21 protein-coding genes and 2 pseudogenes are annotated in these 26,858 nt (G+C 67.0%); 9 read left to right on the top strand and 14 right to left on the bottom strand.

The features are described from left to right. Nucleotides 1-7: 7 nt before the first annotated feature. Together ACMV5O_RS17525 and ACMV5O_RS17520 are read left to right on the top strand one after the other, a co-directional pair. On the top strand, nucleotides 8-805 hold the full coding sequence (locus ACMV5O_RS17525) for a quinoprotein dehydrogenase-associated SoxYZ-like carrier (RefSeq protein ID WP_416164679.1): 798 nt from the start codon (nucleotides 8-10) through the stop codon (nucleotides 803-805). Next, on the top strand, nucleotides 802-1,755 hold the full coding sequence (locus tag ACMV5O_RS17520) for a quinoprotein relay system zinc metallohydrolase 1 (protein ID WP_416164678.1): 954 nt from the start codon (nucleotides 802-804) through the stop codon (nucleotides 1,753-1,755). The genes ACMV5O_RS17525 and ACMV5O_RS17520 overlap by 4 nt, the downstream gene beginning before the upstream one ends. A 9-nt stretch (nucleotides 1,756-1,764) precedes the next feature. On the opposite strand, the gene ACMV5O_RS17515 is transcribed toward ACMV5O_RS17520, so the two are convergent. Further along, nucleotides 1,765-2,223, bottom strand: coding sequence for a tetratricopeptide repeat protein (locus ACMV5O_RS17515; protein WP_416164677.1), 459 nt, complete (start codon nucleotides 2,221-2,223; stop codon nucleotides 1,765-1,767). Between the two features lie 67 nt (nucleotides 2,224-2,290). Here ACMV5O_RS17515 and ACMV5O_RS17510 point away from each other — a divergent pair, with 67 nt between their 5' ends. Then, on the top strand, nucleotides 2,291-2,815 hold the full coding sequence (locus ACMV5O_RS17510) for a DUF302 domain-containing protein (protein WP_416164676.1): 525 nt from the start codon (nucleotides 2,291-2,293) through the stop codon (nucleotides 2,813-2,815). A gap of 59 nt (nucleotides 2,816-2,874) precedes the next feature. On the opposite strand, the pseudogene ACMV5O_RS17505 reads toward ACMV5O_RS17510, so the two are convergent. The 3 genes and pseudogenes from ACMV5O_RS17505 to ACMV5O_RS17495 form a co-directional block, all read right to left on the bottom strand. Continuing rightward, a pseudogene (locus ACMV5O_RS17505) lies at nucleotides 2,875-3,276 on the bottom strand (3-oxoadipyl-CoA thiolase); the annotation flags it as partial. 102 nt (nucleotides 3,277-3,378) lie between these two features. Beyond that, complete coding sequence (locus ACMV5O_RS17500; protein ID WP_416164675.1) at nucleotides 3,379-4,899, bottom strand: 3-hydroxyacyl-CoA dehydrogenase; 1,521 nt, start codon at nucleotides 4,897-4,899, stop codon at nucleotides 3,379-3,381. Nucleotide 4,900: 1 nt separating this feature from the next. Further along, on the bottom strand, nucleotides 4,901-5,671 hold the full coding sequence (locus tag ACMV5O_RS17495; RefSeq protein WP_416164674.1) for an enoyl-CoA hydratase: 771 nt from the start codon (nucleotides 5,669-5,671) through the stop codon (nucleotides 4,901-4,903). 258 nt (nucleotides 5,672-5,929) lie between these two features. Here ACMV5O_RS17495 and ACMV5O_RS17490 point away from each other — a divergent pair, with 258 nt between their 5' ends. The 6 genes from ACMV5O_RS17490 (at nucleotide 5,930) to ACMV5O_RS17465 (ending at nucleotide 12,616) form a co-directional block, all read left to right on the top strand. Continuing rightward, entirely contained in the window at nucleotides 5,930-6,376 is a 447-nt protein-coding gene (locus ACMV5O_RS17490) for an acyl-CoA thioesterase (RefSeq protein ID WP_416164673.1), read from the top strand. A gap of 131 nt (nucleotides 6,377-6,507) precedes the next feature. Beyond that, nucleotides 6,508-6,978: a MarR family transcriptional regulator gene (locus tag ACMV5O_RS17485; RefSeq protein ID WP_324541411.1), complete on the top strand. Its 471-nt coding sequence runs from the start codon at nucleotides 6,508-6,510 to the stop codon at nucleotides 6,976-6,978. A gap of 339 nt (nucleotides 6,979-7,317) precedes the next feature. Continuing rightward, nucleotides 7,318-8,952, top strand: a complete 1,635-nt coding sequence (gene aliA / locus ACMV5O_RS17480; protein WP_416164672.1) for a cyclohexanecarboxylate-CoA ligase — start codon at nucleotides 7,318-7,320, stop codon at nucleotides 8,950-8,952. Nucleotides 8,953-9,037: 85 nt separating this feature from the next. Then, nucleotides 9,038-10,675 (top strand): electron transfer flavoprotein-ubiquinone oxidoreductase, encoded by a 1,638-nt coding sequence (locus ACMV5O_RS17475; protein WP_416164671.1) that lies wholly within the window; start codon nucleotides 9,038-9,040, stop codon nucleotides 10,673-10,675. Between the two features lie 70 nt (nucleotides 10,676-10,745). Beyond that, on the top strand, nucleotides 10,746-12,074 hold the full coding sequence (locus tag ACMV5O_RS17470; RefSeq protein WP_416164670.1) for an NAD(P)/FAD-dependent oxidoreductase: 1,329 nt from the start codon (nucleotides 10,746-10,748) through the stop codon (nucleotides 12,072-12,074). 266 nt (nucleotides 12,075-12,340) lie between these two features. Further along, on the top strand, nucleotides 12,341-12,616 hold the full coding sequence (locus ACMV5O_RS17465) for a cell filamentation protein Fic (protein WP_416164669.1): 276 nt from the start codon (nucleotides 12,341-12,343) through the stop codon (nucleotides 12,614-12,616). A gap of 139 nt (nucleotides 12,617-12,755) precedes the next feature. On the opposite strand, the gene ACMV5O_RS17460 is transcribed toward ACMV5O_RS17465, so the two are convergent. The 10 genes and pseudogenes from ACMV5O_RS17460 to ACMV5O_RS17415 form a co-directional block, all read right to left on the bottom strand. Beyond that, nucleotides 12,756-14,093, bottom strand: coding sequence for an McrC family protein (locus ACMV5O_RS17460; protein ID WP_416164668.1), 1,338 nt, complete (start codon nucleotides 14,091-14,093; stop codon nucleotides 12,756-12,758). Between the two features lie 14 nt (nucleotides 14,094-14,107). After that, nucleotides 14,108-15,955 carry an McrB family protein gene (locus tag ACMV5O_RS17455; protein ID WP_416164667.1) on the bottom strand — a complete coding sequence of 616 codons (1,848 nt, stop codon included), beginning with the start codon at nucleotides 15,953-15,955 and terminating at the stop codon, nucleotides 14,108-14,110. A gap of 4 nt (nucleotides 15,956-15,959) precedes the next feature. Continuing rightward, on the bottom strand, nucleotides 15,960-16,646 hold the full coding sequence (locus tag ACMV5O_RS17450) for a M48 family metallopeptidase (protein ID WP_416164666.1): 687 nt from the start codon (nucleotides 16,644-16,646) through the stop codon (nucleotides 15,960-15,962). A gap of 2 nt (nucleotides 16,647-16,648) precedes the next feature. Continuing rightward, complete coding sequence (locus ACMV5O_RS17445) at nucleotides 16,649-18,022, bottom strand: type I restriction enzyme subunit R domain-containing protein (protein WP_416164717.1); 1,374 nt, start codon at nucleotides 18,020-18,022, stop codon at nucleotides 16,649-16,651. A 288-nt stretch (nucleotides 18,023-18,310) separates the two neighbouring features. Further along, nucleotides 18,311-18,970, bottom strand: a pseudogene (locus ACMV5O_RS17440) (DEAD/DEAH box helicase family protein); the annotation flags it as partial. Between the two features lie 12 nt (nucleotides 18,971-18,982). Then, nucleotides 18,983-19,981 carry a type I restriction endonuclease gene (locus ACMV5O_RS17435; protein WP_416164665.1) on the bottom strand — a complete coding sequence of 333 codons (999 nt, stop codon included), beginning with the start codon at nucleotides 19,979-19,981 and terminating at the stop codon, nucleotides 18,983-18,985. Between the two features lie 100 nt (nucleotides 19,982-20,081). Beyond that, nucleotides 20,082-21,737, bottom strand: a complete 1,656-nt coding sequence (locus ACMV5O_RS17430) for an ATP-binding protein (protein WP_416164664.1) — start codon at nucleotides 21,735-21,737, stop codon at nucleotides 20,082-20,084. Between the two features lies 1 nt (nucleotide 21,738). Then, a complete protein-coding gene (locus ACMV5O_RS17425; protein ID WP_416164663.1) occupies nucleotides 21,739-23,109 on the bottom strand; it encodes a restriction endonuclease subunit S in 1,371 nt (456 codons plus the stop codon). A gap of 152 nt (nucleotides 23,110-23,261) precedes the next feature. Further along, on the bottom strand, nucleotides 23,262-25,769 hold the full coding sequence (locus ACMV5O_RS17420) for an N-6 DNA methylase (protein ID WP_416164662.1): 2,508 nt from the start codon (nucleotides 25,767-25,769) through the stop codon (nucleotides 23,262-23,264). A 252-nt stretch (nucleotides 25,770-26,021) separates the two neighbouring features. Further along, a partial coding sequence (locus ACMV5O_RS17415) for an electron transfer flavoprotein subunit alpha/FixB family protein (protein ID WP_416164661.1) occupies nucleotides 26,022-26,858 on the bottom strand: 837 nt, incomplete at its 5' end.

Genomic DNA, 26,858 nt, shown 5'->3' with positions numbered 1-26,858 from the left:
AGACCGCATGAAGCGTCACGCCCTCTTGCTGGCCGGCATGCTGTGGCTGTGCGCGCTCGCCGCCGCCACGCCGCCTGTCCTCGCCGCAGCCGCGGGCGAGACCGTCGCCAGGGACCCGCTCGACTCGCCGCGCTGGGGCGACATGCTGAAGACCTTCTTCGACGGCCAGGAGGTCGTCTTCGACCCGCGCATCAAGGTCAGCGGCCCGGCGGTGGCCGAGGACTCGCTCAATGTGCCGATCACCGTCGACGCCAGCGCCCTGGCCGGGGTCGAGGAGCTGATCGTGTTCGCCGACTTCAACCCCATCCTCAAGGCGCTGCGCTTCGAGCCCGGCGCGGCCCAGGCGCGCCTGGGCTTTCGCCTCAAGCTGCAGCAGTCGTCCCCGGTGCGGGTCGCGGCGCGCACGGCAGACGGGGTCTGGCGCGTGGGCGGGGCCTGGGTCACCGCCACCGGCGGCGGCTGCACCCTGCCCTCGGTGGGTTCAGGGTCGCCCGAATGGCAGGAGCGGCTCAACGAGGTCAGCGGCCGGCTGTGGGCGCGCATCGACGGTGGCGAGCGCCTGCGCATGCGCATCATCCACCCCATGGACACCGGGCTGGCGGCCGGCATCCCCGCCTTCCACATCGAGGACATCGTGATCAGCGACGAGGACGGGCACGTGCTCAGCCGCATCCAGCCGCTCGGGCCGGTGGCCGAGAACCCCAGCTTCACCCTCGACCTGGCCGGCACGGCGAGCGGCGGGCGGCTGCACGTCAGCGGTCGCGACAACAACGGCAACCGCATCGACGCCTGGGTGACGCGATGAAGCTGCCCCTGTCGCTCGCCAGCCTGCTGTTTGCGCTATTGCTCGCGCTGCCGCTCGCGGCCCAGCAGCGCAGCAGCTTCGACTACGGCCTCGTCGCGCAGGAGATCGCCCCCGGTGCCTACGTCATCGTTGGCCTGCGCGAGGATTTCTCGTTCGCCAACGGCGGCAACATCGTCAACACCGGCTTCCTCGTCGGCCGCAGCGGGGTCATCGTGATCGACACCGGCCCCTCGCGCCGCTACGGCGAACAGATGCTGGCTGCCATCCGCGCCGTCACGCCGCTGCCGGTCGTGCTCACGCTCAACAGCCATCACCACCCGGACCACTTCCTCGGCAACCAGGCTTTCCCGCAGGACACGCTGGCCGCGCTGCCCGACACGATCGCCGGCATCCGCAGCGAAGGCGAAGGCTTCAACGACAACATGTATCGCCTCAATGGCGACTGGATGCGCGACACCGAAGTGGTCGTGCCTGCCCGGGCCGTCATGCCCGGCAGGCAGGAGATCGGCGGGCGTGATGTCGAACTCCTCGCGCTGGGCGGCCACACCGCGGCCGACCTCGTCGTGGTCGACCACGACAGCGGCACCGTCTACGCCGCCGACCTGATGTTCAACGGCCGCGCGCCGACCACCCCCCACGCCGACATCGCGCGCTGGCTCGGCGCCCTCGAGGCGCTCGCGCGCCTGCCCGCCCGCCTCTGGGTGCCCGGCCACGGCGAGGTGAGCACCCGGCTCGCGCCGCTGCACGAAACCCGCGACTACCTCGAGTGGCTGCAGGCCACCATCCGCGACGCGGCCGAGGCCGGCCTCGACATGACCGAGGTGTTCGCGCTCGACATCCCCGCCCGCTTCTCGCAGCTCGCCCTGGTCGAGATTGAGTTCCGGCGCTCGGTGGTGCACCTGTTCCCGGCCGCCGAGCAGGCCGCCCTGGCCCGCGCTCAGCGCGACTGAGGCCCCGCTTCAGCGCAGATGCGTGACGTCGAGCGCCTCGAGCCTGCGCGCGGCTTCCGCATCGCCCGCCGCGGCAGCGGCAGCGAACCAGTGCCGGGCCTGGACGGCATCCACCGCGGTGAGCCGACCGTCCAGGTGGAGCAGGCCGAGGCGATACTGCGCCTTGACCGAGCCCGCCTCGGCGCCGCGTCGGTAGCGCGCCAGCGCGAGCGCGGCATCCTTCGGCTCGCCAAGGCCGTCCTCGGCCAGGATGCCGAGATTGAACCAGGCCTCGGCCACGTCGCGCTCGGCGAGCGCCTGCCAGATGCGGCGCGCGCTGTCGTAGTCGGCCATCTTGAACTCGGCATAGGCCTTGTACAGGCCGATGGACGGACGCTCGACGAGTGCGGCCAGCTCGGCCTCGTCGACCGCCTGGGCGAGGCCGAACTGGATCAGCAGTGCGAGGGCAACACAGGTTCTGCGACGCATGGGCTTCGTCTCCGGGCGAAGAAGGCAATACAGTGACGGAAGCAACAAACGCACCCGGAGCCCGAGCTTGCCAGACCTGCTGACCGCCCCGCTCACCACCGCCCCCGCCCTGCGCCGGATGGCGCAGCGCGCGATCGGCGCCGCGCTGCTTGCCCTGGGCCTGGCCGCGCAGGCCGGCGCGCAGGCCGAGGACATCGTCACCCGCCACTTCGACGCCACCGCCTTCGCCGACGTGCGCGAGGCACTGGCCGAGGCCATCGCCGAGCAAGGCATCGCGCAACCGGTGGTGAGTCACTTCGCCGACATGCTCGATCGCACCGCGGCCGACCTCGGCCACCCGCGCGGGCTCTACGCCCAGGCCGAGATCCTCACCTTCTGCAGCGCAGGCGTCGCCGCCCGACTGGCCGTGGAAGCGCGCGAACACATCGCGCTCTGCCCGCTGTCGATCGCGGTGTATGCGCCCGCCGACGGCAGGCCTGGCGCGGTGATCGCCTATCGCCCGCCGCGGCTCGACAGTGCCGGCGGCGAAGCGGCACGCGCCCTCTTGCGCCGCATCGTCGCGCGCAGCGCCGCCCTGCTCGGTTTGGAGTGAATGCGGGCCATGGCAGACAGCCGGCCTCTCGGCAGCAGCCGACGATCAGCTGATTGCGCTCAGCAGCGCTCGACCACGACGGCGATGCCGTGCCCCACCCCGATGCACAGGCTTACGACCGCGTAGCGGCCGCCGCGCCGCTGCAGCTCGCGCACGGCAGTCAGCAGGATGCGGGCACCGGAGGCGCCGAGCGGGTGACCCAGCGCAATGGCGCCACCGTTCGGATTGACGCGCGCATCGTCGAAGGCCAGCCCGAGCAGCTGCAGGCAGCCGAGCACCTGGGGTGCGAAGGCCTCGTTGATCTCGATCACGTCCATGTCGGCCAGGCTCAATCCGGCGCGCGCAAGGGCCTTGGGGATGGCGTAGGCCGGGCCGACCCCCATGATGCGCGGCTCGACCCCGGCGACCGCCCCGGCGAGGATGCGCGCCATCGGCCTGGCACCCGCGCGCTCGCCCGCGGCGGCGCGGCCGATCGGCGAGCGCAGGCCGCCGTAGAGGTAGGCGTCGAGCATGGGGGGGTCTCCTTGAGCTTGTCGTGTGCCTGGGGTTCAGTGGCGTGGGGTTCAGTTCTCGGGGGTCAGCAGCGACACGCCGAGCCGTGCCCGGCGAATCAGCCACGGGCTGGGGCGGTAGCGCGGGTCGCGGTAAAAGCCGTGCAGCGCATCGAGGATCTGCAGCACGGTCGCGGCGCCGAGCGCATCGCCCAGCGCCAGCGGCCCTTTCGGGTAACCCAGGCCGAGCGTCACCGCACGGTCGATGTCCTCGGCGGTGGCAACCCGCTGCTGGGCGATGTCGCAGGCGATGTTGACGATCATCGCCAGCACGCGCTGGGCAACGAAGCCGCTGCTGTCGTGGATCACGTCCACCGCCAGCCCGCTCGCAGCCAGCGCCGCCCAGGCCGCATCGCGTACCTTCGCCGTGGTGACCGGCGTCGTCATCAGCGTGGCGTGGGCCGACAGGAAGAGCGGATCGACGGCGACGGTGTGCGTCGCATCCAGCCCCAGCGCGAGCGCCGCCGTCGTGGTGTCCTCACCCAGCGGCAGCACGATGCACACCGAGCCCGCCGCTGGCCGTTCGCCGCCGTCCAGGGCCACGCCGGCCGCCTCCAGGCGGGCGAGCAGCGCGTCACGGGCGGGCAAGGCGCAGGGCGCGATCCACAGTGGCACAGGCTCGGCAGCGGGCACGGCCGGCTGTGCCGGCGCCAGGGCCTTGCCTTCCACATAGGTGTAGAAGCCGCGCCCGCTCTTGCGCCCGAGCAGGCCGGCGGCCAGGCGCTGGCGTGCGATCGGCGAGGGGCGATAGCGCGGCTCCTGGTAGTACTGGTCGTAGATCGACTCCATCACCGGGTGGGACACGTCCAGCCCGGTCAGGTCGAGCAGTTCGAACGGCCCCAGGCGAAAGCCCACCGCGCTGCGCAGGATGCGATCGACAGCGGGGAAATCGGCGATGCCCTCGCCGACGATGCGCAGCGACTCGGTCAGGTAGCCGCGCCCGGCATGGTTGACGATGAAGCCGGGGGTGTCCTTCGCCCGCACCGGGGTGTGGCCCATGCGCCGCGCGAGCGCCATCAGCGCGTCGCCCACCGCCGGCGCGGTGAGCACGCCGTCGATGACCTCGACGATCTTCATCAGCGGCACCGGGCTGAAGAAGTGGAAGCCGGCGACGCGCTCGGGCTGGCGGCAGGCGGCGGCGATGCGGGTCACCGCCAGCGAGGAGGTGTTGGTGACCAGCACGCAGTCGCCACCGACCACCGCCTCGAGGCGCTCGAAGAGCTCGCGCTTGGCGTCGAGCTTCTCGACGATGGCCTCGATGACGATGTCGCAGGCGGCGAGCTGGCGCAGGGTGTCGGCGACCGAAATGCGCGCCGCTGCCGCGCTGGCGGCCGCAGGGTCGAGCTTGCCCTTGGCAGCCAGCGCCGACAGGGTCAGGCCGACCGACTCGCAGGCCTCGGTCGCCGCGTCTGCCCGTGCGTCGTGCAGCAACACCTTGAGCCCGGCCTGGGCGGCGATCTGGGCGATGCCGCGGCCCATCAGGCCCGCGCCGACGATGCCCAGCACGAGATCATTGCGATTGGGGTCGAACATCTCAGGCTCCGGTGAAGTGCGCAGCGCGCTTGTCGAGGAAGGCCTGCATGCCTTCCTTCTTGTCCTGGCTGGCGAACAGCAGCTGGAAGGCCTTGCGCTCGAGCATCAGCGCGGTCTCGAGCGAGGCGTCCTGGCCGGCGAGCAGCACTTCCTTGATCTGCGCCACCGCCAGCGGCGGCATGGCGGCGATCGTCGTCGCCAGCTCCAGCGCGCGCGCCTGCACCCGATCGTCGGCTACCACCTCGCTCACCAGCCCCATGTCCGCGGCTTCCTGCGCGCTCACCGGCTCCCCGGTGAGCAGCATCTTGAAGGCCTTGAACTTGCCCACCGCACGCGCCAGGCGCTGCGTGCCGCCGGCACCGGGGATGATGCCGACGCGGATCTCGGGCTGGCCGAACTTCGCGCCCTCGCCGGCGACGATGATGTCGGCGTGCATCGCCAGCTCGCAGCCGCCCCCCAGGGCGAAGCCATTGACCGCGGCGATCACAGGCTTGGCGCAGGACGCAATGGCCTGCCACATGCGCTGGTTGTTGAGCAGCAGGATGTCGATCGGGGTGGCATCGACCATGGCGCGGATGTCGGCGCCGGCAGCGAAGACCTTGTCGCCGCCGGTGAGCACGATGCAGCGGATGTCCTCGTCGCGCCCGAGCGCGTGAAAGTGCTCGGCCAGGCGCTGGCGCACCGACTGGCTGAGCGCGTTGCGGGCTTCCGGGCGGTTGAGGCGGACGACGGCAACAGCCGCCTGTGGACGCTCGACGATCACTTCTTCCATGCTCTTCTCCGTGAAACGGCCCTCGAGGCTCGCCTGAAGCGCGAGCCGGCCTAGCACTCCGAAGATAACGAGCGGGCGGCTTTGAGTCAATATATTTACTTATTTAAGTATAGAACAAGGCCCAAAAGGCACACCATTGCGTATAAGATCACGCATTAATGCGCACTTTTCGCTGACATCTGCTTGATCGGGATGGGCTCGCCATGCCCTTACATATCAATCTGTTTACTTATATACACAACAAGGAGGCATTCACCGATGGTCTTCCACAAGAACAAGCAGCTCCGCTTCGCGCACTGCGACCTGGCCGGCATCGGCTTCTACCCACGCTACGTCGAGCTCATCAACGAGGTCGTCGAGGACTGGTGCGCCCAGGGCCTCGGCGTGAGCTACCGCGAACTGCACGAAGCCCACGGCCTGGGACTGCCGGCGGTGCGACTGGAGATCGACTACCTGGCACCGAGCCGATGTGGCGACGTGCTGAACTTCGCCCTCGCTGTCGAGCGCATCGGCCGCAGTTCGATGACGCTCGACGTGCGCGCACGCGCAGACGACAGTGAACGCCTGCGCGCGCGGCTCACCGTGGTGCTGGCCTCGCTGAAGGAGCTGCGCGCGATGCCCATCGAGGGCGACTGGCGGGCGCGGTTTGCGCGTTACCTGCCGGCGCCCGAGCCCTCAGTCGAAGCCGGCACGGTGTCGGCGTAGGGACGTCGCCGCGGTGTCCCGGCGCGCAGGCAGACGACGACAGGGCGCGCAGGTTCTGGCGCCCTGTCCCATTGCCGCCGATGGCGGCTGTGCGTTTCAATAGGGCTCGAACAAACATGACCCCCGCCGCGATGAAAGATCTGTCCACCGAGAAGAGCCTCGCCTCCATCGAGATCAACAACCGTCTGTTCTTCCGCTTCTTCCAGGCTGCCAACACCCTGCACACCAAGGGCACGCAGGCGCTGGACGAGTTCGGCGTCACCACCCAGCAGTGGTCGGTGCTCGGCGCCCTGTCGCGCCCCAAGGCCCAGGGCGGCATGAGCGTCGGCGAGCTGTCGCGCTACCTGCTCGTGAGCCGCCAGAACCTGTCCGGCCTGCTCAACCGGCTGGAACGCGACGGCTACCTCGAACGCGTGACCGGAGAGGAAGACCGCCGCTCGCGCAAGATCCGCCTGACGCCGAAGGGGGAGGAACTGTGGGCGGCGCTCGCCGACCCGATCCACCACTTCTACGACGAAGCCCTGAAGGGCCTGTCCTTCGACGACCGCCTCGCCTTCATCCACTACATCAGCCTGCTGCAGAAGAACATGTCGAAGCTCTGAGGCGGGCACGACCCGCCCCCCTCGCGCAGGCGCTGGCGCACACCGGCGGCGCGCGAAGCCTGCCACATTAATATCATCCATTTTACTTATCTATACTTCACGCACGCATGCGAACAAAAGGACGATACCAACAGTTTATTGATTAACATCATTTTTTAGTCCACACAAGACTCCCATCACGGACCAAAGCTTACGGGTCAGCGAAACTTTGCGTCAATCTATTGCCGCAATAAATCTCACTGATTAACCTATCTCCCGAACGCATGTTGCACCCGACATGCCCGGCACAGACCGCTTCGTCAAGGCCACGCAGAAGCGGCACCCACCAGGAGATTGCACGTGAACTTCGATCCGGTACTGCTCGCCTCGCGCATGCAGCCCATGAAGGCCCAGGGCCTGTGGCGCGACGAAACCATCAACCTGTTCTTCCAGCGCGCACTTGAGCAGTGCCCGGAAAAGCCCGCGATCGTGTCCTACCGCGCCGGCCGTGAGGAGGCGATCCGCCTCAGCTACCGCGAACTCGGCACGCAGGTCGAGCGCATCGCCCGCGGGCTGATCGCGCTCGGCGTGGGCCGCAGCGACGTCGTCACCTGGCAACTGCCGAACTGCTGGGAGTTCGTCGCGCTGGCCCTGGCCTGCGCCCGCATCGGCGCGGCCGCCAACCCGGTGATGCCGATCTTCCGCCAGCACGAACTCAACTTCATGCTCAACATGGGCGAATCGAAGGTCTTCATCGTGCCCAAGGCGTTCCGCAAGTTCGACTACGAGGCGATGGCGCGCGGCATGCTGCCCAAGCTGCCGCACCTGAAGCAGCTCGTGGTGGTCGACGGCGACGGCGCGGACAGCTTCGCCAAGCTGCTGCTGAGCGACGACAGCTCGCCGCTGCCCCCGCCGGCGCTCGAGCCCGACGACGTCATGCTGCTGATGTACACCTCGGGCACGACCGGCGAGCCCAAGGGCGTGATGCACACCTCGAACACCTTGTTCGCCAACCTGCACGGCTACATCGAGATCATGGAGCTGGGCGGCGGCGACATCGTGCTGGCCGCCTCGCCGATGGCCCACCTCACCGGCTACGGCTTCCTGGCGACGCTACCGATCATCCTCAATTCGACCATCGCCATGCTCGACGTGTGGGAGCCCAAGCGCGCGCTCAGGATCATCCGCGAAGAGGGCGTCACCTTCAGCATGTCCGCGGCGACCTTCGTTGCCGACATGTGCCAGGAAGTGGAGGCCGGCGAGCCGACCTCGCCTAAGTTCACCAAGTACAGCTGCGCCGGCGCCCCGATTCCGCCGGCCATCGTCGAGCGCGCCCACAAGCTGATGGGGCTGCCGATCAGCTCGGCCTGGGGCATGACCGAGATGGGCGCGGTCACCGTGACCGAACCCTCCCGTGCACTCGAGAAGACCCCCGTCTCGGACGGCCGCCCGCTGGCCGGCGTCGAGCTCAAGGTGGTCGATGCCAACGGCGCATCGCTGCCGACCGGCGAAGCGGGCGAACTGCTGGTGCGCGCGCCCTCGCTGTTCGCCGGCTACCTCAAGCGCCCGCATCTGAACGGCGTGGATGCCGAGGGCTGGTTCGACACCGGGGACATCGCCTTCATCGACGCCGAGGGCTACATCCGCATGGCCGGGCGCAGCAAGGACGTGGTGATCCGCGGCGGCGAGAACATCCCGGTAGTCGAGGTCGAGAACCTGCTCTACAAGCACCCGGCGATCTCGCTGGTGGCGGTGGTCGGCTATCCCGACCGCCGCTTCGGCGAGCGCGTGTGCGCGTTCGTGGCCTTGAACCCCGGCTGCACCTTCAGCTTCGAGGACATGACGGCCTACCTGACCGAGCAGCAGCTCACCAGGACCTACTTTCCCGAGCGCCTCGAGGTGCTCGAGCAGATGCCGCAGACCCCCAGCGGCAAGCTGCAGAAGTTCAAGCTGCGCGAGATGGCCAGGCAGTTCGGCGAGTCGGCGGCCGCGTAAAGGCGAGATCATCGACCGCAGCCAAGGCAACGGCCCTCACACACGCGCCACGCCCTGCAGAACGAGCAAGTAAATGGAGACAACGATGGAACGCGAATCGATGGAATTCGACGTGCTGATCGTCGGCGGCGGCCCCGCGGGGCTGGCAGCGGCGATCCGCCTGAAGCAGCTGGCCGCCGACAAGGGCCAGGAGATTTCGGTGTGCCTGATCGAGAAGGCCGCCGAGATCGGCGCCCACATCCTGTCGGGCGCGGTGATGGACCCGCAGGCGCTCACCGAGCTGATCCCCGACTGGAAGGAACGCGGCGCGCCGCTCAACACCGAAGTCACCGAGGACAAGGTGCTGTTTCTGTCCGAAACCGGTGCCCGCCAAGCGCCCAATGCCTTGCTGCCCGACTGCTTCGTGAACCACGGCAACTACATCGTGCGCCTCGGGAACGTGGTGAAGTGGCTCGGCGAGCAGGCCGAGGCGCTGGGCGTGGAGGTCTATCCGGGCTTCGCCGGGGCCGAGCTCCTGTTCGACGAGGCGGGCGCGGTGAAGGGCGTCGCCACCGGCGACATGGGCTTGAACCGTGACGGCACACCGGGACCGCACCACCAGCCGGGCATGGAGCTGCACGCCAAATACACGCTGTTCGCCGAGGGCTGCCGCGGCCACCTGGGCAAGCAGCTCGAGGCCAAGTTCAACTTGCGCGAAGGCGCCGACCCTCAGACCTACGGCATCGGCATCAAGGAGCTGTGGGAGGTGAAGCCCGAGCAGCATCAGCCGGGCCTGGTGGTGCACACCGCCGGCTGGCCGATGGACAAGGCCACCTATGGCGGCGGCTTCGTCTATCACCTCGAGGACAACCTGGTGGCGGTGGGCTTCGTGGTCGGGCTCAACTACGCCAACCCGCATCTGTCGCCCTTCGAGGAGATGCAGCGCTACAAGACCCACCCCGAGATCCGCAAGTATCTCGAGGGCGGCAAACGCCTGCAGTACGGCGCCCGCGCGATCGCCGCCGGCGGCCTGCAGAGCCTGCCCAAGCTGGTGTTCCCGGGCGGCGGGCTGATCGGCGACGACGCGGGTTTTCTCAACGCCGCGCGCATCAAGGGCAGCCACGCCGCGATCAAGTCCGGCATGCTCGCCGCCGAGGCCGCCTTCGAGGCGCTGGCTGCGGCGCGCCAGCGCGATGCGCTCGACGCCTATCCGGCCGCCTTCCAGGCCTCCTGGCTGCATGCCGAGCTGCACAAGACGCGTAACTTCAAGCCCTACATGAAGAAGGGCCTGTGGGTCGGCTCGCTGCTGTTCGGCATCGACCAGGTGCTGTTCAAGGGCAAGCTGCCGTGGACGCTGCACAACAGCGCCGACCACGACCAGCTCAAGCCGGCGGCCGAGTGCGAAAGGATCAATTACCCCAAGCCCGACGGCGTGCTGACCTTCGATCGCCTCTCATCGGTGTTCCTGTCCAACACCAACCACGAGGAAGAGCAGCCCTGCCACCTGCAGCTCAAAGACGCCTCGGTGCCGATCGCGGTGAACCTCGCCAGGTACGATGCCCCCGAGCAGCGCTACTGCCCGGCCGGGGTGTACGAGATCGTGCAGGAAGCCGCCGGACCGCGGCTGCAGATCAACGCCCAGAACTGCGTGCACTGCAAGACCTGCGACATCAAGGACCCGACCCAGAACATCAACTGGGTGGTGCCGCAAGGTGGCGAAGGGCCGATCTACCAGGGGATGTGAGCCACGGAGGCCGGACGACCTGTCCCGCCTCACGTTTTCTCTCTGCGCATCACGACGAAACGGGACACAGATGAACCAGAGCAACGGCAAGACGCCGCACCGCATCGTCATCGTCGGCGGCGGCGCCGGCGGGCTCGAGCTCGCCACCCGGCTGGGCGACACGCTCGGTCGCCGCGGCAAGGCCGAGATCACCCTGATCGAGCGCAAGCACAGCCACGTCTGGAAGCCCAAGCTGCACGAGATCGCGGCCGGCAGCATGGACTTCGGCGACCACGAGGTCGGCTACCTCGCCCACGCCCACCGCCACGGCTTTCGCTTTCGCATCGGCGAGATGACCGGCATCGACCGCATCACGCGCGAAGTGCACGTTGCCCCCTTCACCGACCGCAAGGGCGGCGAACTGACGCCGGCGCGCTCCTTCCCCTATGACACCCTGGTCATCGCGGTGGGCAGCCAGAGCAACGACTTCGGCACCCCCGGGGTGCGCGAACACGCGCTCAAGCTCGAGACCGCGGCCGACGCGCGCCGCTTCCACACGCGCATGGTGCATGCCTGCGTGCGCGCGCAGGCGCAGCAGACGCCGCTGCGCCCGGAACAGCTCAAGGTGGCGATCATCGGCGCCGGCGCCACCGGGGTCGAGCTGTCGGCCGAGCTGCACCACACCATGCGCCAGGTCGTGGCCTACGGGCTCGATCGCGTCGACGCCAAGCGCGACATCAAGGTGGTACTGATCGAGGCTGGCCCGCGCGTGCTGCCCGCCCTGCCCGAGCGCCTGTCGCGCTCGACCGAGCGCCTGCTGCGCAAGCTCGGCGTCGAGGTGCATACCGGCGCCAAGGTCGCCGAAGTGCTCGCCGATGGCGTGCGCCTGGCCGACGACACGGAGCTGCCCGCCGAGCTGACCGTGTGGGCGGCCGGCGTCAAGGCCGCGGAATTCCTCACCCGCCTCGACGGCCTGGAGACCAATCGCCTCAACCAGTTGCGGGTGCGCCAGACCCTGCAGACCACGCTCGACGCCGACATCTTCGCCATGGGCGACTGCGCCGCCTGCCCCTGGCCGGAGAAGAACGGCTTCGTCCCGCCGCGCGCCCAGGCGGCGCACCAGCAGGCCTCGCACCTCTTCAAGCAGATCCGCCGCCGCCTCGACGGCAAGCCCCTGCAGGACTACCACTACCGCGACCTCGGCTCGCTCGTCTCCCTCGGCAAGTTCAGCACCGTCGGCAACATGATGGGCGGCCTGGTGCGCGGCGACCTGTTCATCGAAGGCTGGTACGCCAAGCTGATGTACACCTCGCTCTACAAGATGCACGAGCTGGCGCTACACGGCTGGGCCAAGGTGATCCTGGATACGCTGGCGCGCACGCTGACGCGACGCACGGAACCGCAGGTGAAGCTGCACTGAGGGTGGCGATGGCGATCTGACACGGTGGCCGCGCGTGCCGGGGTCAGTGCGGCTAAATGAGGGACGCCGTCGCCTCGTCGGCATTGATTTCGATCCGCATCGCCAGCACGTTGATGCAGGCTGAGCGCCCTACCTCGTCCTCATATGAGGATGTCCGGAGCGAGAGGGTTCGGGTTTGTTCCCGTAAGGCGGGTCCATGTCGTCAACAGCGACACGTACCCGATATGTGTCGCCGTTTCTGAAAAATAGGAACGCGTTTCAGTGACGTGTCGTCGGTAGCGACCGAACACGTGCGCTCGCGCCTGCCCAAGATCAACACGCGCGAGTTGGTGGACGTGATCTTCGAGCAGCCTTATTGCCGCATCGGCAACCTGGTGGACAAAGGCATCGTCCAGCGCCAGGCCGCCTCACGCTACCTGCACGACCTGGCCAATCTGGGCGTGCTGCGTGAAATGCCGGTCGGCAAGGAAAAGCTCTTCATTCACCCCAAGCTGATGCAACTGCTCAGCCGGGACAACAACCAATTCCAGCTTTACGCCTGAGAGGGCTATCAACGAGCATGACCAACGACAGCATGCGCAAGCGAAACAGCGCAATCAGCAAGCTCTCAGGGTGTATCGAAGGCGATCTGAGATTGCAGCGGCCTGCGCCGGCGTCCGCACGGCTACCCGATGGATGAAGTCACCGCGTCGGCGTCGGCTCGATCACACCTACCCCGAATGCGGCGGCAAACGGCGCCCCATGCGGGATCGCCAGCCGTCGCGACGTGAGGCAGAAGGGCAACACCCAGAGCCGCAGCCCGTCAGACTTCGGGAACTCGAACACCGGCAGCGGCTGGTGGAAGGCGGCGGTCTTCGGGTAGATCAGAACGACAGCTCCCTCGCCGTCCAGGTAGCTCTGGCCATAGGCCTGCAACTGGTAGAAGTCGCCCTGCGAGAGGCCATACTTGTCCGCGCCGCTCGCCTTCAAGCCGTCCAGCAGCTTCCACTTGGTGTCCAGCACCAGGGCATCGCGGCCCCTGTCCCGAATCAGCAGATCGGGCTTCAGCCGAAACCAGTACTGCTCACGATGGCGAACCAGGTGATGGCTGCGGGCCTGAGTCTTCAGGATCAGTGACCGCGCCAGTTGTCTTGCCAGATGCTTGGCGACGAACGCCTCGAAGACCGCCTCCATCGGGAACAGCAGCGACGGCGCGCGGTGGCCCCCCTTGCCGGTCAAGGGCGACTCCTCGTCGAGGATGATGTGGGCCCAGGCCAGCGCATCCGCGTAGTACCCCATGCCCCGGTCCAGCCGCACGCGCTGAAAGTCGGTCCGCGGTTGCGTCGACACCGGGACGTCCGCGAACACGAACGCCAGCTCGCGGGCCAGTTGCTGGTTGGCCTGCGCCGCCGAAAAGCTCAAGGCGCGCCGCAAGGCCGCATGCAGCAGGCGGTTCTCCGGCCGGTCGGTCGAGAACTCGTCGTGCTCGGTGAAGAAGCGGTCGGCGCGATACAGGTTCTGATGCAAGTGCGGCGCCATCAGTAGCTTGCCTCGGAAGGCGAAGAGGTTGTCTTGCCGGCTCGAATAGTCGCCGCGCAGCCCGCGCTTGACGATGTGTTCTACGGCGCGCAAGAACTCTGCGATGAAAACCTCCAGCAGTGGCATGCGCGCTGCCGCGATCTTGGCGCTGTCCGTCTCTACATGGCGAAAGGCCTGGAGGCAGCTGAGCATGTCGATCAAGAGCTGACGCGCCTCATTGGCGCCGCCGCCGATCGCCTTGCCGACCTTGGGCAGCACCTCGATCTGGAATCCATCGGGTGCGCGGATCACGCCGACGAAGCTGGTGACCTGCACCACGCGACGCCCACGGCGCTGGTTGAGACGCAGCCATGTCGCCTCCCCGTCCTCGGCAACCCGCAGGCACTGGTCCTCAAGCCAGCCGTAAACCTTGTCCGGGACGCGATGCAAGCCCTCGCCACTCGCGGCCTCCGACCCCGCTGCCATCAGCGCGTCGAACTCGTAGATCGTGATGCCGCTCACCGGAGCTCCGGCACTCAGGACGATAAGGTCTGGTAGATGCCGATGTAGGCATCCGGGTTGGAGAACGCGGCATCCTGCACCGCGTAGCGGCGCTTGGTGGCGTAGCTGTCCAGGCCGTGGTCGCTACCAAACATGCGCGCGAGATCGTCCTCGTGATCGGCGCTTTCCCGCACGAACTGCGCGGCCTCCGACTTCTGGTTGTCGGCCAGGACGAGGCGAATCTTCTGCCAGTCCTCGAAGAAGTACTCTTCAAGCAGGGGCAGGATGCGGGCGCTGAAGACCTGCTGCAGGGCGACCAGCCGTTCGTCGCCATCGGGCACCTTGGCCAGCGGTGTGAAATACGCGTGGCCGATGCAGTGGTCGCGGTCGTACAGCACCTCGACGCGCTGGTTGATCGCATCGAGCATGCGGGGAACGTCGATCACCTGCTCGCCCGAGCGCACTCGCAAGCCCTCGAGCGGGGCGCCCGACTCGTCGCGCGCATCCGGCATCACCGGCACGAACTCGAATCGGCGCCGCAGCGCGGTGTCCAAGAGCGCCAGGGACCGGTCTGCCGTGTTCATCGTGCCGATGACGTCGACGTTGGCCGGCACCGAAAAGCGCTCGCCCGAGTAGGGCAGCGTCACCGACACGGCGTTCTCGGCGCCCTCGCGCTTGTCGGGCTCGATCAAGGTGATCAACTCGCCGAAAATCTTGCTGATGTTGCCCCGGTTGATCTCGTCGATGACCATCGCAAAGCGCTGGTCTGGTGCCGACCGTGCTCGGCGGCACAGATCCTTGAATACGCCCGAGCGGATCTCATACTGAATTTCACCGGCCTCCGCATCGCCGCCAAGCACCGGCCGCAGCCCTTCGACGAACTCCTCGTAGCCGTAGGACTGGTGGAAGGTGACGAAGCTGTAGTGGTGAAGGACATCCGAGGATGGAGCGCCCGCGCGGTATTCGTCGACCAGCGCCACCAGCCCGCTGCAGGTCTCCCGCCAATCGCCGGCCAGGCGCCAGACCGACTCTTCGTCCTTGTCGAATACCTGGGGACTGAACCGCAACTCTTGCTTGACGGTCGCGGACTCGTCGATGGCGCGCTCTTGCAGCGTGGTCCAGATCGTCTGCCGGAGGTTGTCCTTGCGCCCCTTAGCGTCGGCGATGGCATCGATGAAAGGGTGCTCCAGGAGCTGACTGACACTCGCCTTCGCTCCCAGATCGTACAAGGCCAGCACAGCGCCCTCCCACCATTTGCTCGGGGCGATCTTGTCGGCAATGAACTGGCGGCACCATTCCTCTTGGGATACCGCAGCCATGGGCTGCTCGTACTCTCGCTTGAGCAGCCTCGACAGCTCGTAGGTTTTCCCTGTCCCGGGCGGGCCGTAGTAGATGCGGTTGAGGGGCGGCCGCGTTTCCTCGATATCACTGGCCTCGTCGTCGTCCAAGTCTTCGCCAGGATCGAGTGGATCGTCCCGAAGTTGATCGGGCCACAGGCCGGGCCGCTCAGTTTCGAGCACCAGCCAGGCGGCTAGCGATTCACGCTCGGTCGACAGGACCGCTTCGATCTTCGCGACCAAGGCGTCGGTGAGAGGCTCGCGGTTGAGCTTGGCGACCGCCCCCACTGCTCGGGTCCAGTTTACTTTCCGGGCGCGGGTTCCGCGGACGACGCCCAGCACTCCCACCGCGCGCTCACTGCCGGGGTTCTTGCGTCCGAAGCGCACCTGAATGCCCTTGCCCATGTGCCACCAGTCCAGCCCGGCTGAGTGGACCGCCCTGGCCAACCGGCAGAACAGCGCCTTGTCCTGCGGCGACCATGAGGCGCGGAAAGTCTGGAACGCGGGCTTGCTGTCGAAGTGGTTCAACAGGTCTTCGTCGGTCATCGTTCTATATTCCTTCGACATCGATTCCGTGCTCGGCCAGCCAGGCCTTGCGCTGCGCGTAGTCCGGCATGGCGCGCTCGACGCGCAGCCAGAACGCCGGGGTGTGGTGCGGTTCGTGCAGATGCGCCATCTCATGCACCACCACGTACTCGGCGATGCGCGCCGGCAGCAGGATCGCCTTCCAGTGGAAGTACAGCCAGTCACCCTTGCCGCACGATCCCCAGCGGTAGCCCAGGTCCTGCACCTTCACGCCAGCGGGCGCTACCTCCATCCGGCTCTGGTGCTCGGCTACCCGGGTCGACAGCCAGGCCCTGGCACGCGCGCTGTACCAGCGGATGAAGTGCTCGCACGCGGCGGGCAAGGCGTCCCGGCGCAGACAGAACCTGCCCGCAGTTAGCTTCAACGGCACGTCCTGATCATCGACCAGCTTCAGCCGATGGCTGCGCCCGAGGTACAGGAATCCCTCGCCGCCGACGTATTGCTTGCGCGGCACCTGGCGCTGCAGGCGATCCTTCTCGGCCAGCTTGGTGTAGATCCAGAAGCGCTTTTCGAGCACGAAGGCGCGCAGCGCGGCCTCGTCAACCTGCGGCGGCGCGCTCAGTACCAATTCCCCGTCACGTTCGACCGTAATCTGCATCGTCCTGCGGCGCGCGCTGCGCTGGACCGTGAACTTCAGCTCGTCGACCACCATCGTCACAACTGCACCAGCTTGTCGTGGTTGGCGCGGGCCTGCTCCATCAGCTTGTCGGCCAGCACGCCCGCCTTGTCGGCATCCACCAGCGGCGGACGCAGGCGCATCAGGTGATCGAACAACTGCCCGTTCAGCGCATCCTGCGCTGCGCGCTTGTACGGGGTCCAGATGTTGCGGTTGCTCTGCAGCTCCTGCACCAGCAGGTCCACCAGTTCGACGGTCACGTCCTTCAGGCGCAGTAGTTCCGCCGGCGTGGGCGCCTGGCCGGCGCACACCACGTCCAGCACGGTGCGCAGGAAAGGCGCGCAATGCGCTGGCAAATCGCCCGGCGCATCGGCCTGGCCCGCCTTGCCGCTGCGCAATTCATCAACGATCTGCTGCAACTGCGCGATCAGCGCGTTCCATTGTTCGCCGAGCGTACGCAGGATGTCGCTCAAGCGCTCGGACAGCTTGCGATACAGCACCGGATCTTCATCGACGTGCTTGCGGATGTGCGAGCGGATGGCATGTTCCATCTCCGATGCCTTCGCCCGATCGTTGGCCGCGCGCGCCACCTGGGTGTCGAACTCGGCATCGGTGAGCTGGATCGGCGGGATCCTGGGGTCGATGCCGAGCGAGATCACATGGTCGTCGATCAGCTTGCGCACCTTGGCGCCAACGTCCTTGCCGAGAACCGGCGTGTCCTTGTAGCGGTTGCGCGCCCGCGCGTAGAGGTAGGCCAGCCGCTTTGCGTCGCCCGAATACGGCAGGCCCTCGGGGCGCGGCAGCACGGTGTCCAGCGACGCCAGGAAGGCCTTGAGCTTGACCGAAAACTCGGCGCGCAGGCGTTCGCTGCCCAGGGCCTCGACGCAGGCCTCGGTATCGTCCAGCGACTCGATGCCGCGCTGGCGGAACAGGTCCACCACGCGTAAATGGCGGTCACGCAGCACCGGCACCTCGTCCTTCAGGCTGGCCAGCGCGCCTTCCACGTCCTCGTCGGCGTAGGCGGCCAGGGCCTCCTTCAGGTGCTGCGCGACGCCGTAGTAGTCCACCACGATGCCGCAGCGCTTGCCGAAGCCGGTGCGATTGACGCGGGCAATTGCCTGCAGCAGTTCGGCTTCGCGGATCGGCCGATCCAGGTACATCACGCCCTCGATGGGGGCGTCGAAGCCGGTGAGCAGCATCGACTTCACCACCAGGAAGGCCAGCGCATCGGTCTTGTCCGGGTTGGCACTGAACAGCGGCTTCTTGAAGCGCTGGATCAGTCCGTCCTGCGCTGTGCTGTCGGTCCACGGCTTCCAGGCCGGATCGTCGTTGTTGCTGCCCGAGATGATGGGCGCGAACTCGATGCGGGCCAGCGTGTCGCGGTAGCGCCAGGCCTGGACCTGTGCCTGCACCTTGGGCGGACGCAGGCACAGGGCCTCGTCGTCCAGCGCCTTGTCCGCGGCGGGCAAGGCATGGGCCTCGGCGAGCAGCTCGTCGCGGGCCGCGCCCAGCGCATCGAAATAGCGGATCGCCGCCAGCCGGCTGTAAGCCACCACCTGCGCCTTGTAGCCGTTGGGCAGGATGTGGGTGATGTAGTGGCGCAGGATGTCGCGCGCCTTGTCGGCGATCAGCGCCGGGGCCTCGAAGATGTGGCCCCGGGTCGCGTACTTCTGCCTGATCGCCTCCAGCTCCTCGGGTGTGTGCTGGCGGAACAGGTCTTCGAACAGCTCGTCGAGGCTGGCGCCGTCCTTGATCGCACCGTTGGCGGTGCGTCCCTCGTAGAGCACCGGCACCGTGGCGCCGTCGGCCTCGGCTTCCTTGATCGTGTAGCGGTCGATGAACTCGCCGAAGATCTCGTGGGTGCGCTTCTTCTCGCCCATGATGATCGGCGTGCCGGTGAAGCCGATGCGCGCGCAGTTCGGCAGCCCGGCCAGCAGCTTGGCGTGCAGGTCGCCAGCCTGGGTACGGTGGGCCTCGTCCACCAGCACCAGGATGCTGTCGTCGTCGTTCAGCACCTCGAACTGCTCGCCGGCCTTGTAGCGCGCGTCCGGCTCCTTCGCCGCCGGTTGCTCCAATTTGGGTAGGTCATCGGCCGTCAGCGGTGCATCACCCGCCGTGTCGCTATCCCGGTATTTCTGGATGGTGGCGAAGATCAGGCCCGGCCCCTTGCGCCGCGCCAGCGCCTGCACGCCCGCGGTGCTGCCGGCCACCTCCACCACTTCGCCGGTCAGTGTCGCGGTGACCGAAAGCTGGCGCTGCAGGTCCTTGCGGTCGGTGACGACGATCACCTTGAAGCGCCGCAGTTGCGCATCTGCGCGCATCTTGCGCACCAGGAACACCATCGTCAGCGACTTGCCCGAGCCCTGGGTGTGTCAGACGATGCCGCCGCGCTGGTCGCGCTCGCCATGCTGCAAACGCGTCTGCCCGGTCTTGAGCCGGGCGATCGCGCGGTTCACCGCGCGGTACTGCTGGTAGCGGCACACCGATTTGATCGTCTGCCCGCCCACCTGCATGAAGAGCAGGAAGTGCTTCACCACGTCGAGCAGATGCGCCGGCTTCAACAAGCCGGCAATCAGCCGCTCCTGCTCAGACAGGCCGGACTTGCCCAGCGCCTGCGCCGCCTCGATCTCAGACCCGCTGCCATCCGGGCCGACCACGGTTTTCCACTGCGCGAAGTGCTCGAACGCCGCCCCCACGCAAGCGACGCGCGCCTCATCGAAGCTGCTCGCGACCAGCAACTGGTTGGCGGCGAACAGCGCCTCGTTGCCCTCGTTGTCATCGACCTCGAAAGCCGCCTTGCGCTGGTTGGTGTAGCGGCGCAACTGGTCGACCGCTTCCGCCAGCGGCTCGGGGATGGATGGACTCTTGCACTCCACCACCACCAGCGGCAGGCCATTCACCAGCAGCACGAGGTCGGGCACGATGAAGGCCTTGGCGGCATTGAAGCCCGGCGGACACTCCACGCGGTACTGGTTGACCACGGTGAAGCGGTTGTTGGCCGGCGTGTCCCAGTCGATGTAGCGGATCGTCTGGCCACGCCCACCGTCCCAGCCGGGTAGGCCCTCGACGGTCAGCCCCTTGATCAACAATTCGGTGGCCTTCTCGTTGGCCTCCATCAGCTTGTGCGTGCCCAGCCGCGTGATCGCCGCCACGGCTTCGGACAAGCGCACATCGTCCAGCCAGGGCGCGCCGTCAGGGCCGGGGTTCAGGCCGCGCAGTTGTGCGCGCAGCACGGATTCCTGGATGACTTCGGCGAAGCTGCTGCGGCCGGTGATCGCCGGGTCGTCGAGGCTGCCTTCGACGTGGGTCCAGCCGAGGCCTCGCAGTTGTTCTACGAAGGGACGCTCGACGTCATCCAGTTCCCACCCCATTCCCCTGTCTCCTCAAATACACCAGCCCGCTCGGGGCGTGGCACGCCCTTTGGCGAGCCATGGCGTATATCGACGCATAAAGGCGTATATCCAGCGCATATCAGGCCCCTCCCGCCGTATAAAACGCCCCCTTGCGGGCCCCATGCTGCTGTATTTTTCCTTGCTCCATCAGGCGCTTGAGCAACTTCCACGCTTGATCGCCGGTCAGGTGGCAAAGGTCCATCACATCCGCCCGCCTGATCTGGCCATGCTGACGCACATAGTTCAGCACCATCTGCTCATGCTGCAGGGGCGTGAACCCCGCCTGCCGCGTATACGCCGCCTTGCGTCCCTCGGCCTGGTAGACCGCCAGCGAGAGGGTGTACGTCCGCCCCCGGGTGGCGCCATGCGCCTCCACCAGTCCGGCCTCCACCAGCGCCTCCAAGGTAGCCCGCGCGCTCAGCTCATCGCGCTGGATGCGGGCGGACAGCGCCTTCGCGGTCAGGCGCTTCAGTTCCCGCAAGGCGGCCAGCGCAATCAGGCTGTCGATCGGCAGTTCGGCGTTGCTGCCCCGCTCCTGCTCGACGACCATGCGCCGGAAATCGAGGTCTGCCGCCGCCGTCGGCAAGCGCACCACCACGCTGTTCATGTCGGTGCGGCTGTAATCCGGCGCCGGACGGCCGAACTTCAGCAAGCCACGATAGATCTTGTCCACGCCACGGCCCGAGCGCTCGACCACGCCGATGCGCTTCAGCGCATCCGCCAGCACGCGATTGCGCGGCCGCGGCTCGGTGGTGAGCAGGTTGTCCAGCGTCACGCCGTCCACCAGGCCGCCGGGATTGCTGACGACGAGCGCGTCGTTTTCCAGGCGCACATGCACCGCCCCCAGGCGGTAGTAGTCGCGATGTATCAGCGCATTGGCCACCGACTCGCGGAAGGCGCCCATGTCCACCTTGGGCACCGGCACCCGGAACAGCCCGACCTGCAGTTCGTCTTCCGGGTTGTAGGGGCGGAAATTGGTTTCCAGCCAGTCGATAGCCTTCAGCAAGGGGAAGTTGCGGAACTCGTTGAACCGGACCGCCTGTTCGGCGAGCACCTGGAACGCGAATTCGTGGGTGGGCACCCACTGGCGCAGCGAGGCCTCGCGGCCGATCACCAGGAGGCCGGTCAAGGTGGGTACGCGACTGCCGTCCGGCTGGCGCACGGTAAAGCCGAGCGCGCCGTCGACCGCTTCGTCGCTCAGCTCCAGCAGCACCTGATCGCCGCCGTACTGCTGCACCGCCTGGCGCAGGCGTTCGCGTTCCAGCGGGTCGAAGTCGGCCAGCGTCGCGCCTTCGACCGCCTGCGCGGAGACGTCGAGCATGCCCATGCTCGACGCTCGGCTGGTGCGATCGTGCGGCAGCATCGGCGCGCACTCCGGCGTGCCGTCGAACTTGATGCGACGGCGCAGGTAAACACCGCTGTTGGTCGCCACCTCGGCCCGCTTGGGTACCCGGATGCGCGCCACGGTCACGCCGCCCATGTCGACCGCCTCGGCGTGCACGAGCAGCGACGGCGAGGTGCGCGCCGCCACCATGCCGGCCAGCCCGCTCAGCAGGCGATGCTCGGGGTGCAGGCCGGTGGGCTTGCCGTCGTCCTCCACGCCCAGCCACAGCTCGCCGCCCTCGGTATTGGCGAGGCAGACCAGGGCCTCGACCAGCTCGCGGTCGGGGAGCTTCTTCAGGTCGCTCTTGAACTCGACGGTGAGGGATTCGGCGGGCGGGAGGCGAAGAGTCATGTCAGCCTCTGGTTTGTGCAGCGGGTTGCTGGACGATTGGTGCAGTGGGCTGATGCATGAGTGGAGCGGTGCTTTCGAGCAAGGGTGTGACGCGGACGCGGCCGGTGAGGAGATCGTCCATGAGGCCGGATTTCTCCGTTTTCAGTTTGCCCAGTACTCGTGTTTCCTCTTTGATCCGGGATGCCAGGCACGCCTCACGACCAGCGATCATCTCCTGCTCCTCCGGCGTCGGAACGGCAACCCTCAAGCGACGCAGCTTGGATCGATTTATCGTGTTCAACCCCGAACTGGTGGCTGCTTCGCAGCGCCAGTAGGCTCGAACGAATGCCGAATTCATCCAGAGTAAGGCGTATGACGGTAGCAGGCGCTTTGGGCGCAATCGGAAGAGATGGTTCTGGAACAGCATGCCACGGACGGACTCATCGGCGATGGCGCATCGGCCGATTTCGTCCGTGCTTGCATGTCCTTCCACGACCAGCAGATCGCCGGGTTCTAGCGCCCGTACCGCAGTCTCAGAATCCGAAGCCTCAAGCTCGGCAATGTCATCAAGCACGAGCCTCGCGCGGTGCACGTTGGCAACCCGAAGGTATTTCCTGGGATGGCTTCGCGGTGCTCGGTGCGCGCCCAGTGTGATGCCGGAATCCACCGTAAACTCGATATCTACGACCGATGCATTCCACGCCTTCGGAATCCACCCCAGCGGCGACTCCTTGTAGAGATGCGGCACCTCGGCCTGGGCCAGGCGCAGTTCGCCGTTGGCGTCGATTCCGCGCGTCAGCAGGTCGTGCAGCAGGCCCTGCTTGACGGCCTTGAGCTTGGCGATGATCGACTCGGTGTCGTGGATGGCGGTGTCTAGGGTGTCCAGGATTTGGGCGATCCTCACCTGTTCCTCGGGCGCCGGGTAGCGGACGGGCAGTGCGAGCAGTTTGGACTTCGGCAAGTTCTTCATGCTGCCGCTGGTGCCCGTCGCATGAATCTCGACATGGCGGCGGCATGCGGCAGATTGCAGCGTGAACGACAGCCATCGCATGTCGACGATCGAGCGATTCTTCGGCTTCAGTTGCCAGAGTCGATCGGGCAGGAATAAAGACGGTTGCGGATCCCGCACGTAGCATGACTCCCCCACGAGCGCCGGTGTATTCATGCGACTCACCAAAATCGAGTCACCCTGCACTGGCTCGGCCACCAGGTGTCGCTCACGCTCAACGACGGTCTTGTTCTGCTCGGGATGGAACGTTCCACCACTGACGGCGCTGGTCTTGAGCACACCGATCTCGCCCGCACCGTGCGGACGATCCTCAGCGTTGACGCTTACGCCGGCATCGAGGGATGCGATCGAATCGGCAAGACAACCCTCGAGCCAGTCAGACATACCGCAACCCCTCCCAAAACACCGGCAAAACCCGCGCCGCCGCATCACGTAAGGTCATCTTTGGCTGCACTGTGCTCACTCATTTACGGAACTTGGAAATCAGCGATTTCCGAATATCCAGGTCGGCAGCACAATGCTGAAAATCCATCTGCTCAGACATACCCCAACCCCTTCAAGAACCCCTGCAGCGCCTGCGCCGCCGCATCGCGCTTGCCCTCGATCTCGGTCAGCGTCACGCGGTACTTGTCCCACCAGTTCTCGAACGCGGCGACGATGGCCTTGCGCTGGGCGGCGATGTAGCGCTCGACGATGGCGCCCATGTCGTCGTGCAGGATGGTCAGCAGCAGTTCGGCGGACTGCTCGGCTGACAGGCCGTCAACGGCGGCGTTGATGTGCGCCGCAAAGCTCTCCTTCTTGGTCTTGAGCTGCTTCTTGACGGCGCTGAGTTCCTTCTTCCAGGCCTTGAGCTGTTCCTCGCTGACGGCGCTCTCGTCGTCGCCGTCTTCCGCGGCCTCGGCGGATTCTCCATCCTCGCCCTCGGCATCCTTCGGGCTGGCCGCCTTGATCTGGCTGTCCAATTCGGCCTTCTTCGCCTCCAGCTCATTGATGGCCTCGACGAAGTCGCTCATCAGGAACTTGACGAGCTTGTGCTCCAGCGGGCTCTCCTTGCTGGCCTTGTCTTCCAGCGCGGTGACGATGCTGGTGCGCCAGGCGTCGGCCACGCCCTTGGCGCCGCGTGCCATCAGGGTGAGGAAGTCGTACTTGGTCTGGTACCAGAAGCCGGCGACGATGCCGCGCACCTGGAAGGGGTCGAGCAAGCCGATGGCTTCCAGCGAAGTGCTGAAGCTGGCCAGCAGGTCGTTGCGGAGGGCGACGAGGCTGGCCGCGCCATCGTTGTCGTTCTGCATCTGCCCGGCCAGCGCGGTGATGCGGGCGCTGTGCGCTTGCCACCACTGCTCGAAGGCCGCGCGGATGGCGGCTTCCTTGGCGACCAGCCCGGCGTTGCCTTCGATGGCGGGCTTGAGGTCCTGGCGCTTGGTCAGCTCTGGCTTGAAGTCGAAGTACTTCGCATCGCGTTCGACGAACAGATCGAGCGGGTTCAGGCCGTGGGCCTGGAACAGCGCCGCCTTGTCCGCCACCTCGGTCTTGGGCACGCCGCCCACCAGATGGGCGCGCACGTCCTGCGGCTCGGGCGGTGGGGCGTTGTCGGCGTAGCGGCGGATGTTGAGGTTGTAGTCGTTGGCTGCGAGCGTGGCGTTGTCGACGAGGGCCGAGAAGCCGTCGATCGCGCGGAATTCGTCGAAGGTGGTGACGATCTTCTCGATGTGCTCGGGCAGCAGGTGGTTCTGCGCCCTGCCCTCGTAGAACTCGCGGTCGGCGTTGATGAACAGCACCTTGCCCTGGCGTTCTGGCGGCTTGCCGCTGACACGGTGGGCGCCGTTGTGCACCTGCTGGCGCAGCACCAGGATGCTGGCTGGGATGCCGGTGCCGTAGAACAGGTTGGGTGCGACGCCGATCACCGCCTCGAGGAGGTCGTCGTCGATGATGCCGGCGCGGATGGCCTTTTCCTCGCCGCCGCGGAACAGCACGCCGTGGGGCATGACGGTGGCGACCATGCCGCCGTCGCGGGTGACGGCCAGCATGTGCTGCAGGAACATCAGGTCGGCCTTCTTGGCGCCTAGCGGCACCTGGCCGTAGCGGAAGCGCTCGGGAAACTTCGGCGCCCAGGCGGGCGTGCCGTCGGCGGCCTTCTCGGTGTTGCCCCAGTTGATCGAGAACGGCGGATTGGTGAGCACGCGGTCGAAGCGCATCAGCTCGCCGCCTTCGACGTGCTGCGGCTCGGCCAGGGTGTCGTCGTTCTGCAGGTTGGCGGTGCTGATACCGTGCAGCAGCATGTTCATCTTGGCGATGGACCACACCGTGCCGTTGAATTCCTGCCCGAACAGGTTGGCCTTGCGCCCGTCCTCGCCGTGCTCGTCGATGTATTCCTTGGCCGCGATCAGCATGCCGCCGGAGCCGCAGCAGGGGTCGTAGATGTCGTGGGCGAGCGTGGGCTTGATCAGCCGCACCATCATGCGCACGACCGAGCGCGGGGTGTAGAACTCGCCGCCCTTCTTGCCCGCCGAGTCGGCGAACTCGCCGATCAGGTATTCGTAGGCGGCGCCCAGCAGGTCGGGGAACTCGAAGTCCTCGTTGCGCAGGCGGTAGGTGCCGAAGTGGGTGATGAGCTGGCGCAGCTTGATGTCGGGGATCTTGCTCTGGCCGACCTTGCGCGTGAAGTCGATGTGCTCCAGCACGTCGTACAGGCTGGTGTTGGCCGTTTCGATGCCGGTGAGCGCCTTGTTGAGGAAGTCACCGACGTTCTGGTGCGCGTCGTTGAGCAGGAAGCTGTAGCGGGAGTGCGGCGGCACCCAGAATGAGCCTTCCTTCTTGTACCAGCGCGGGTTCTCGGCTGACTGCTGCGCCTCGGCCTCGCTCTTGCCCGCGTCCCGCTCGAGGCGCATGACCTCCTCGCGCCGTTGCTCGAACACGTCGGAGCAGCGCTTGAGGAACAGCATCCCGAAGATGTATTCCTTGAACTCGGAGGCGTCCATCTTGCCGCGCAGGATGTCGGCCGCCTTGAAGAGGTGGCGTTCCAGTTGGGGGAGGGTCAGGGGCATACAGTCAGCGTCTGGGGGTTCGTGGCGGACCCGCTGCGCAAGGCTTGGCGCGTGCGGCGTCGCGCAGGGCGGTGGCGCGGGATGCATATGATATCCGCCGCCATACCCCCAAGTCGCTGGCAAAAAAAAAGCCGGTCTGGCGCGTGGCGTCAGACCGGCAGCAAGTCCAGCAAGCATCTATAGAGGAGAAGAGGGAGAGGCTGCCTGCCGGGGGACACACTGCCCTGCCCCACCCGGGACAGGGCCGATGCTTCAGACCGCCGCGCTCAGCTCCGGCACCACCTGGAACAGATCGCCCACCAGGCCGTAATCCGCAACCTGGAAGATCGGCGCCTCCGGATCCTTGTTGATCGCCACGATCACCTTGGAGTCCTTCATGCCCGCCAGGTGCTGGATCGCGCCCGAGATGCCGATCGCGATGTAGAGCTGCGGGGCGACGATCTTGCCGGTCTGGCCGACCTGGTAGTCGTTGGGCACATAGCCCGCATCGACCGCGGCGCGGCTGGCGCCGAGCGCGGCGCCGAGCTTGTCGGCGAGCGGCTCGAGCAGCTGGTGGTAGGCGTCGCCGCTGCCCAGGCCGCGGCCGCCGGAGACGATGATCTTGGCCGCGCCGAGTTCGGGACGAGCGCTCTTGACGATCTCGCGACCGACCAGCGCGGTCGCACCCAGGTCGGCGCCTGCGGCGACCGCCTCGATGGCAGCCGCATTGCCCTCGCCCGCGGCGTCGAACGCGGTGGTGCGCACGGTGATGACCTTGATCGCATCGGCGCTCTTCACGGTGGCCAGCGCATTGCCGGCGTAGATCGGGCGCACGAAGGTGTCGGGAGCCTCGATCGCGACGATGTCGCTGATCTGCGCCACGTCGAGCAGCGCGGCGACGCGCGGCAGCATGTTCTTGCCCGCCGGGGTCGCGGGGGCGAGCACGTGGCTGTATTCGCCCGCCAGGCCCTTCACCAGTTCGGCGACGTTCTCGGCGGTCTGGGCTTCGTAGTGTGCGGCGTCGCACACCCGTACCTTGGCCACACCGGCCACCTTGGCCGCGGCTTCGGCGACTGCGCCGCAGCCGGCACCGGCCACCAGCACGTGGAC

The organism is Thauera sp. WH-1, assembly GCF_047806685.1.
Taxonomy (GTDB): domain Bacteria; phylum Pseudomonadota; class Gammaproteobacteria; order Burkholderiales; family Rhodocyclaceae; genus Thauera.
The sequence above is the reverse complement of the archived record's forward strand: the minus strand, read 5'-3'. Positions and strand labels throughout refer to the sequence as shown.

Excerpts from the sequence above, each read along its gene's own strand:
- ACMV5O_RS17525 (WP_416164679.1), top strand. The coding sequence starts at position 8 with ATGAAGCGTCACGCCCTCTTGCTGGCCGGCATGCTGTGGCTGTGCGCG.
- ACMV5O_RS17520 (WP_416164678.1), top strand. The coding sequence starts at position 802 with ATGAAGCTGCCCCTGTCGCTCGCCAGCCTGCTGTTTGCGCTATTGCTC.
- ACMV5O_RS17515 (WP_416164677.1), bottom strand. The coding sequence starts at position 2,223 with ATGCGTCGCAGAACCTGTGTTGCCCTCGCACTGCTGATCCAGTTCGGC.
- ACMV5O_RS17500 (WP_416164675.1), bottom strand. The coding sequence starts at position 4,899 with ATGTTCGACCCCAATCGCAATGATCTCGTGCTGGGCATCGTCGGCGCG.
- ACMV5O_RS17495 (WP_416164674.1), bottom strand. The coding sequence starts at position 5,671 with ATGGAAGAAGTGATCGTCGAGCGTCCACAGGCGGCTGTTGCCGTCGTC.
- ACMV5O_RS17490 (WP_416164673.1), top strand. The coding sequence starts at position 5,930 with ATGGTCTTCCACAAGAACAAGCAGCTCCGCTTCGCGCACTGCGACCTG.
- ACMV5O_RS17485 (WP_324541411.1), top strand. The coding sequence starts at position 6,508 with ATGAAAGATCTGTCCACCGAGAAGAGCCTCGCCTCCATCGAGATCAAC.
- ACMV5O_RS17475 (WP_416164671.1), top strand. The coding sequence starts at position 9,038 with ATGGAACGCGAATCGATGGAATTCGACGTGCTGATCGTCGGCGGCGGC.
- ACMV5O_RS17470 (WP_416164670.1), top strand. The coding sequence starts at position 10,746 with ATGAACCAGAGCAACGGCAAGACGCCGCACCGCATCGTCATCGTCGGC.
- ACMV5O_RS17455 (WP_416164667.1), bottom strand. The coding sequence starts at position 15,955 with ATGACCGACGAAGACCTGTTGAACCACTTCGACAGCAAGCCCGCGTTC.
- ACMV5O_RS17450 (WP_416164666.1), bottom strand. The coding sequence starts at position 16,646 with ATGGTGGTCGACGAGCTGAAGTTCACGGTCCAGCGCAGCGCGCGCCGC.
- ACMV5O_RS17435 (WP_416164665.1), bottom strand. The coding sequence starts at position 19,981 with ATGGGGTGGGAACTGGATGACGTCGAGCGTCCCTTCGTAGAACAACTG.
- ACMV5O_RS17430 (WP_416164664.1), bottom strand. The coding sequence starts at position 21,737 with ATGACTCTTCGCCTCCCGCCCGCCGAATCCCTCACCGTCGAGTTCAAG.
- ACMV5O_RS17425 (WP_416164663.1), bottom strand. The coding sequence starts at position 23,109 with ATGTCTGACTGGCTCGAGGGTTGTCTTGCCGATTCGATCGCATCCCTC.
- ACMV5O_RS17420 (WP_416164662.1), bottom strand. The coding sequence starts at position 25,769 with ATGCCCCTGACCCTCCCCCAACTGGAACGCCACCTCTTCAAGGCGGCC.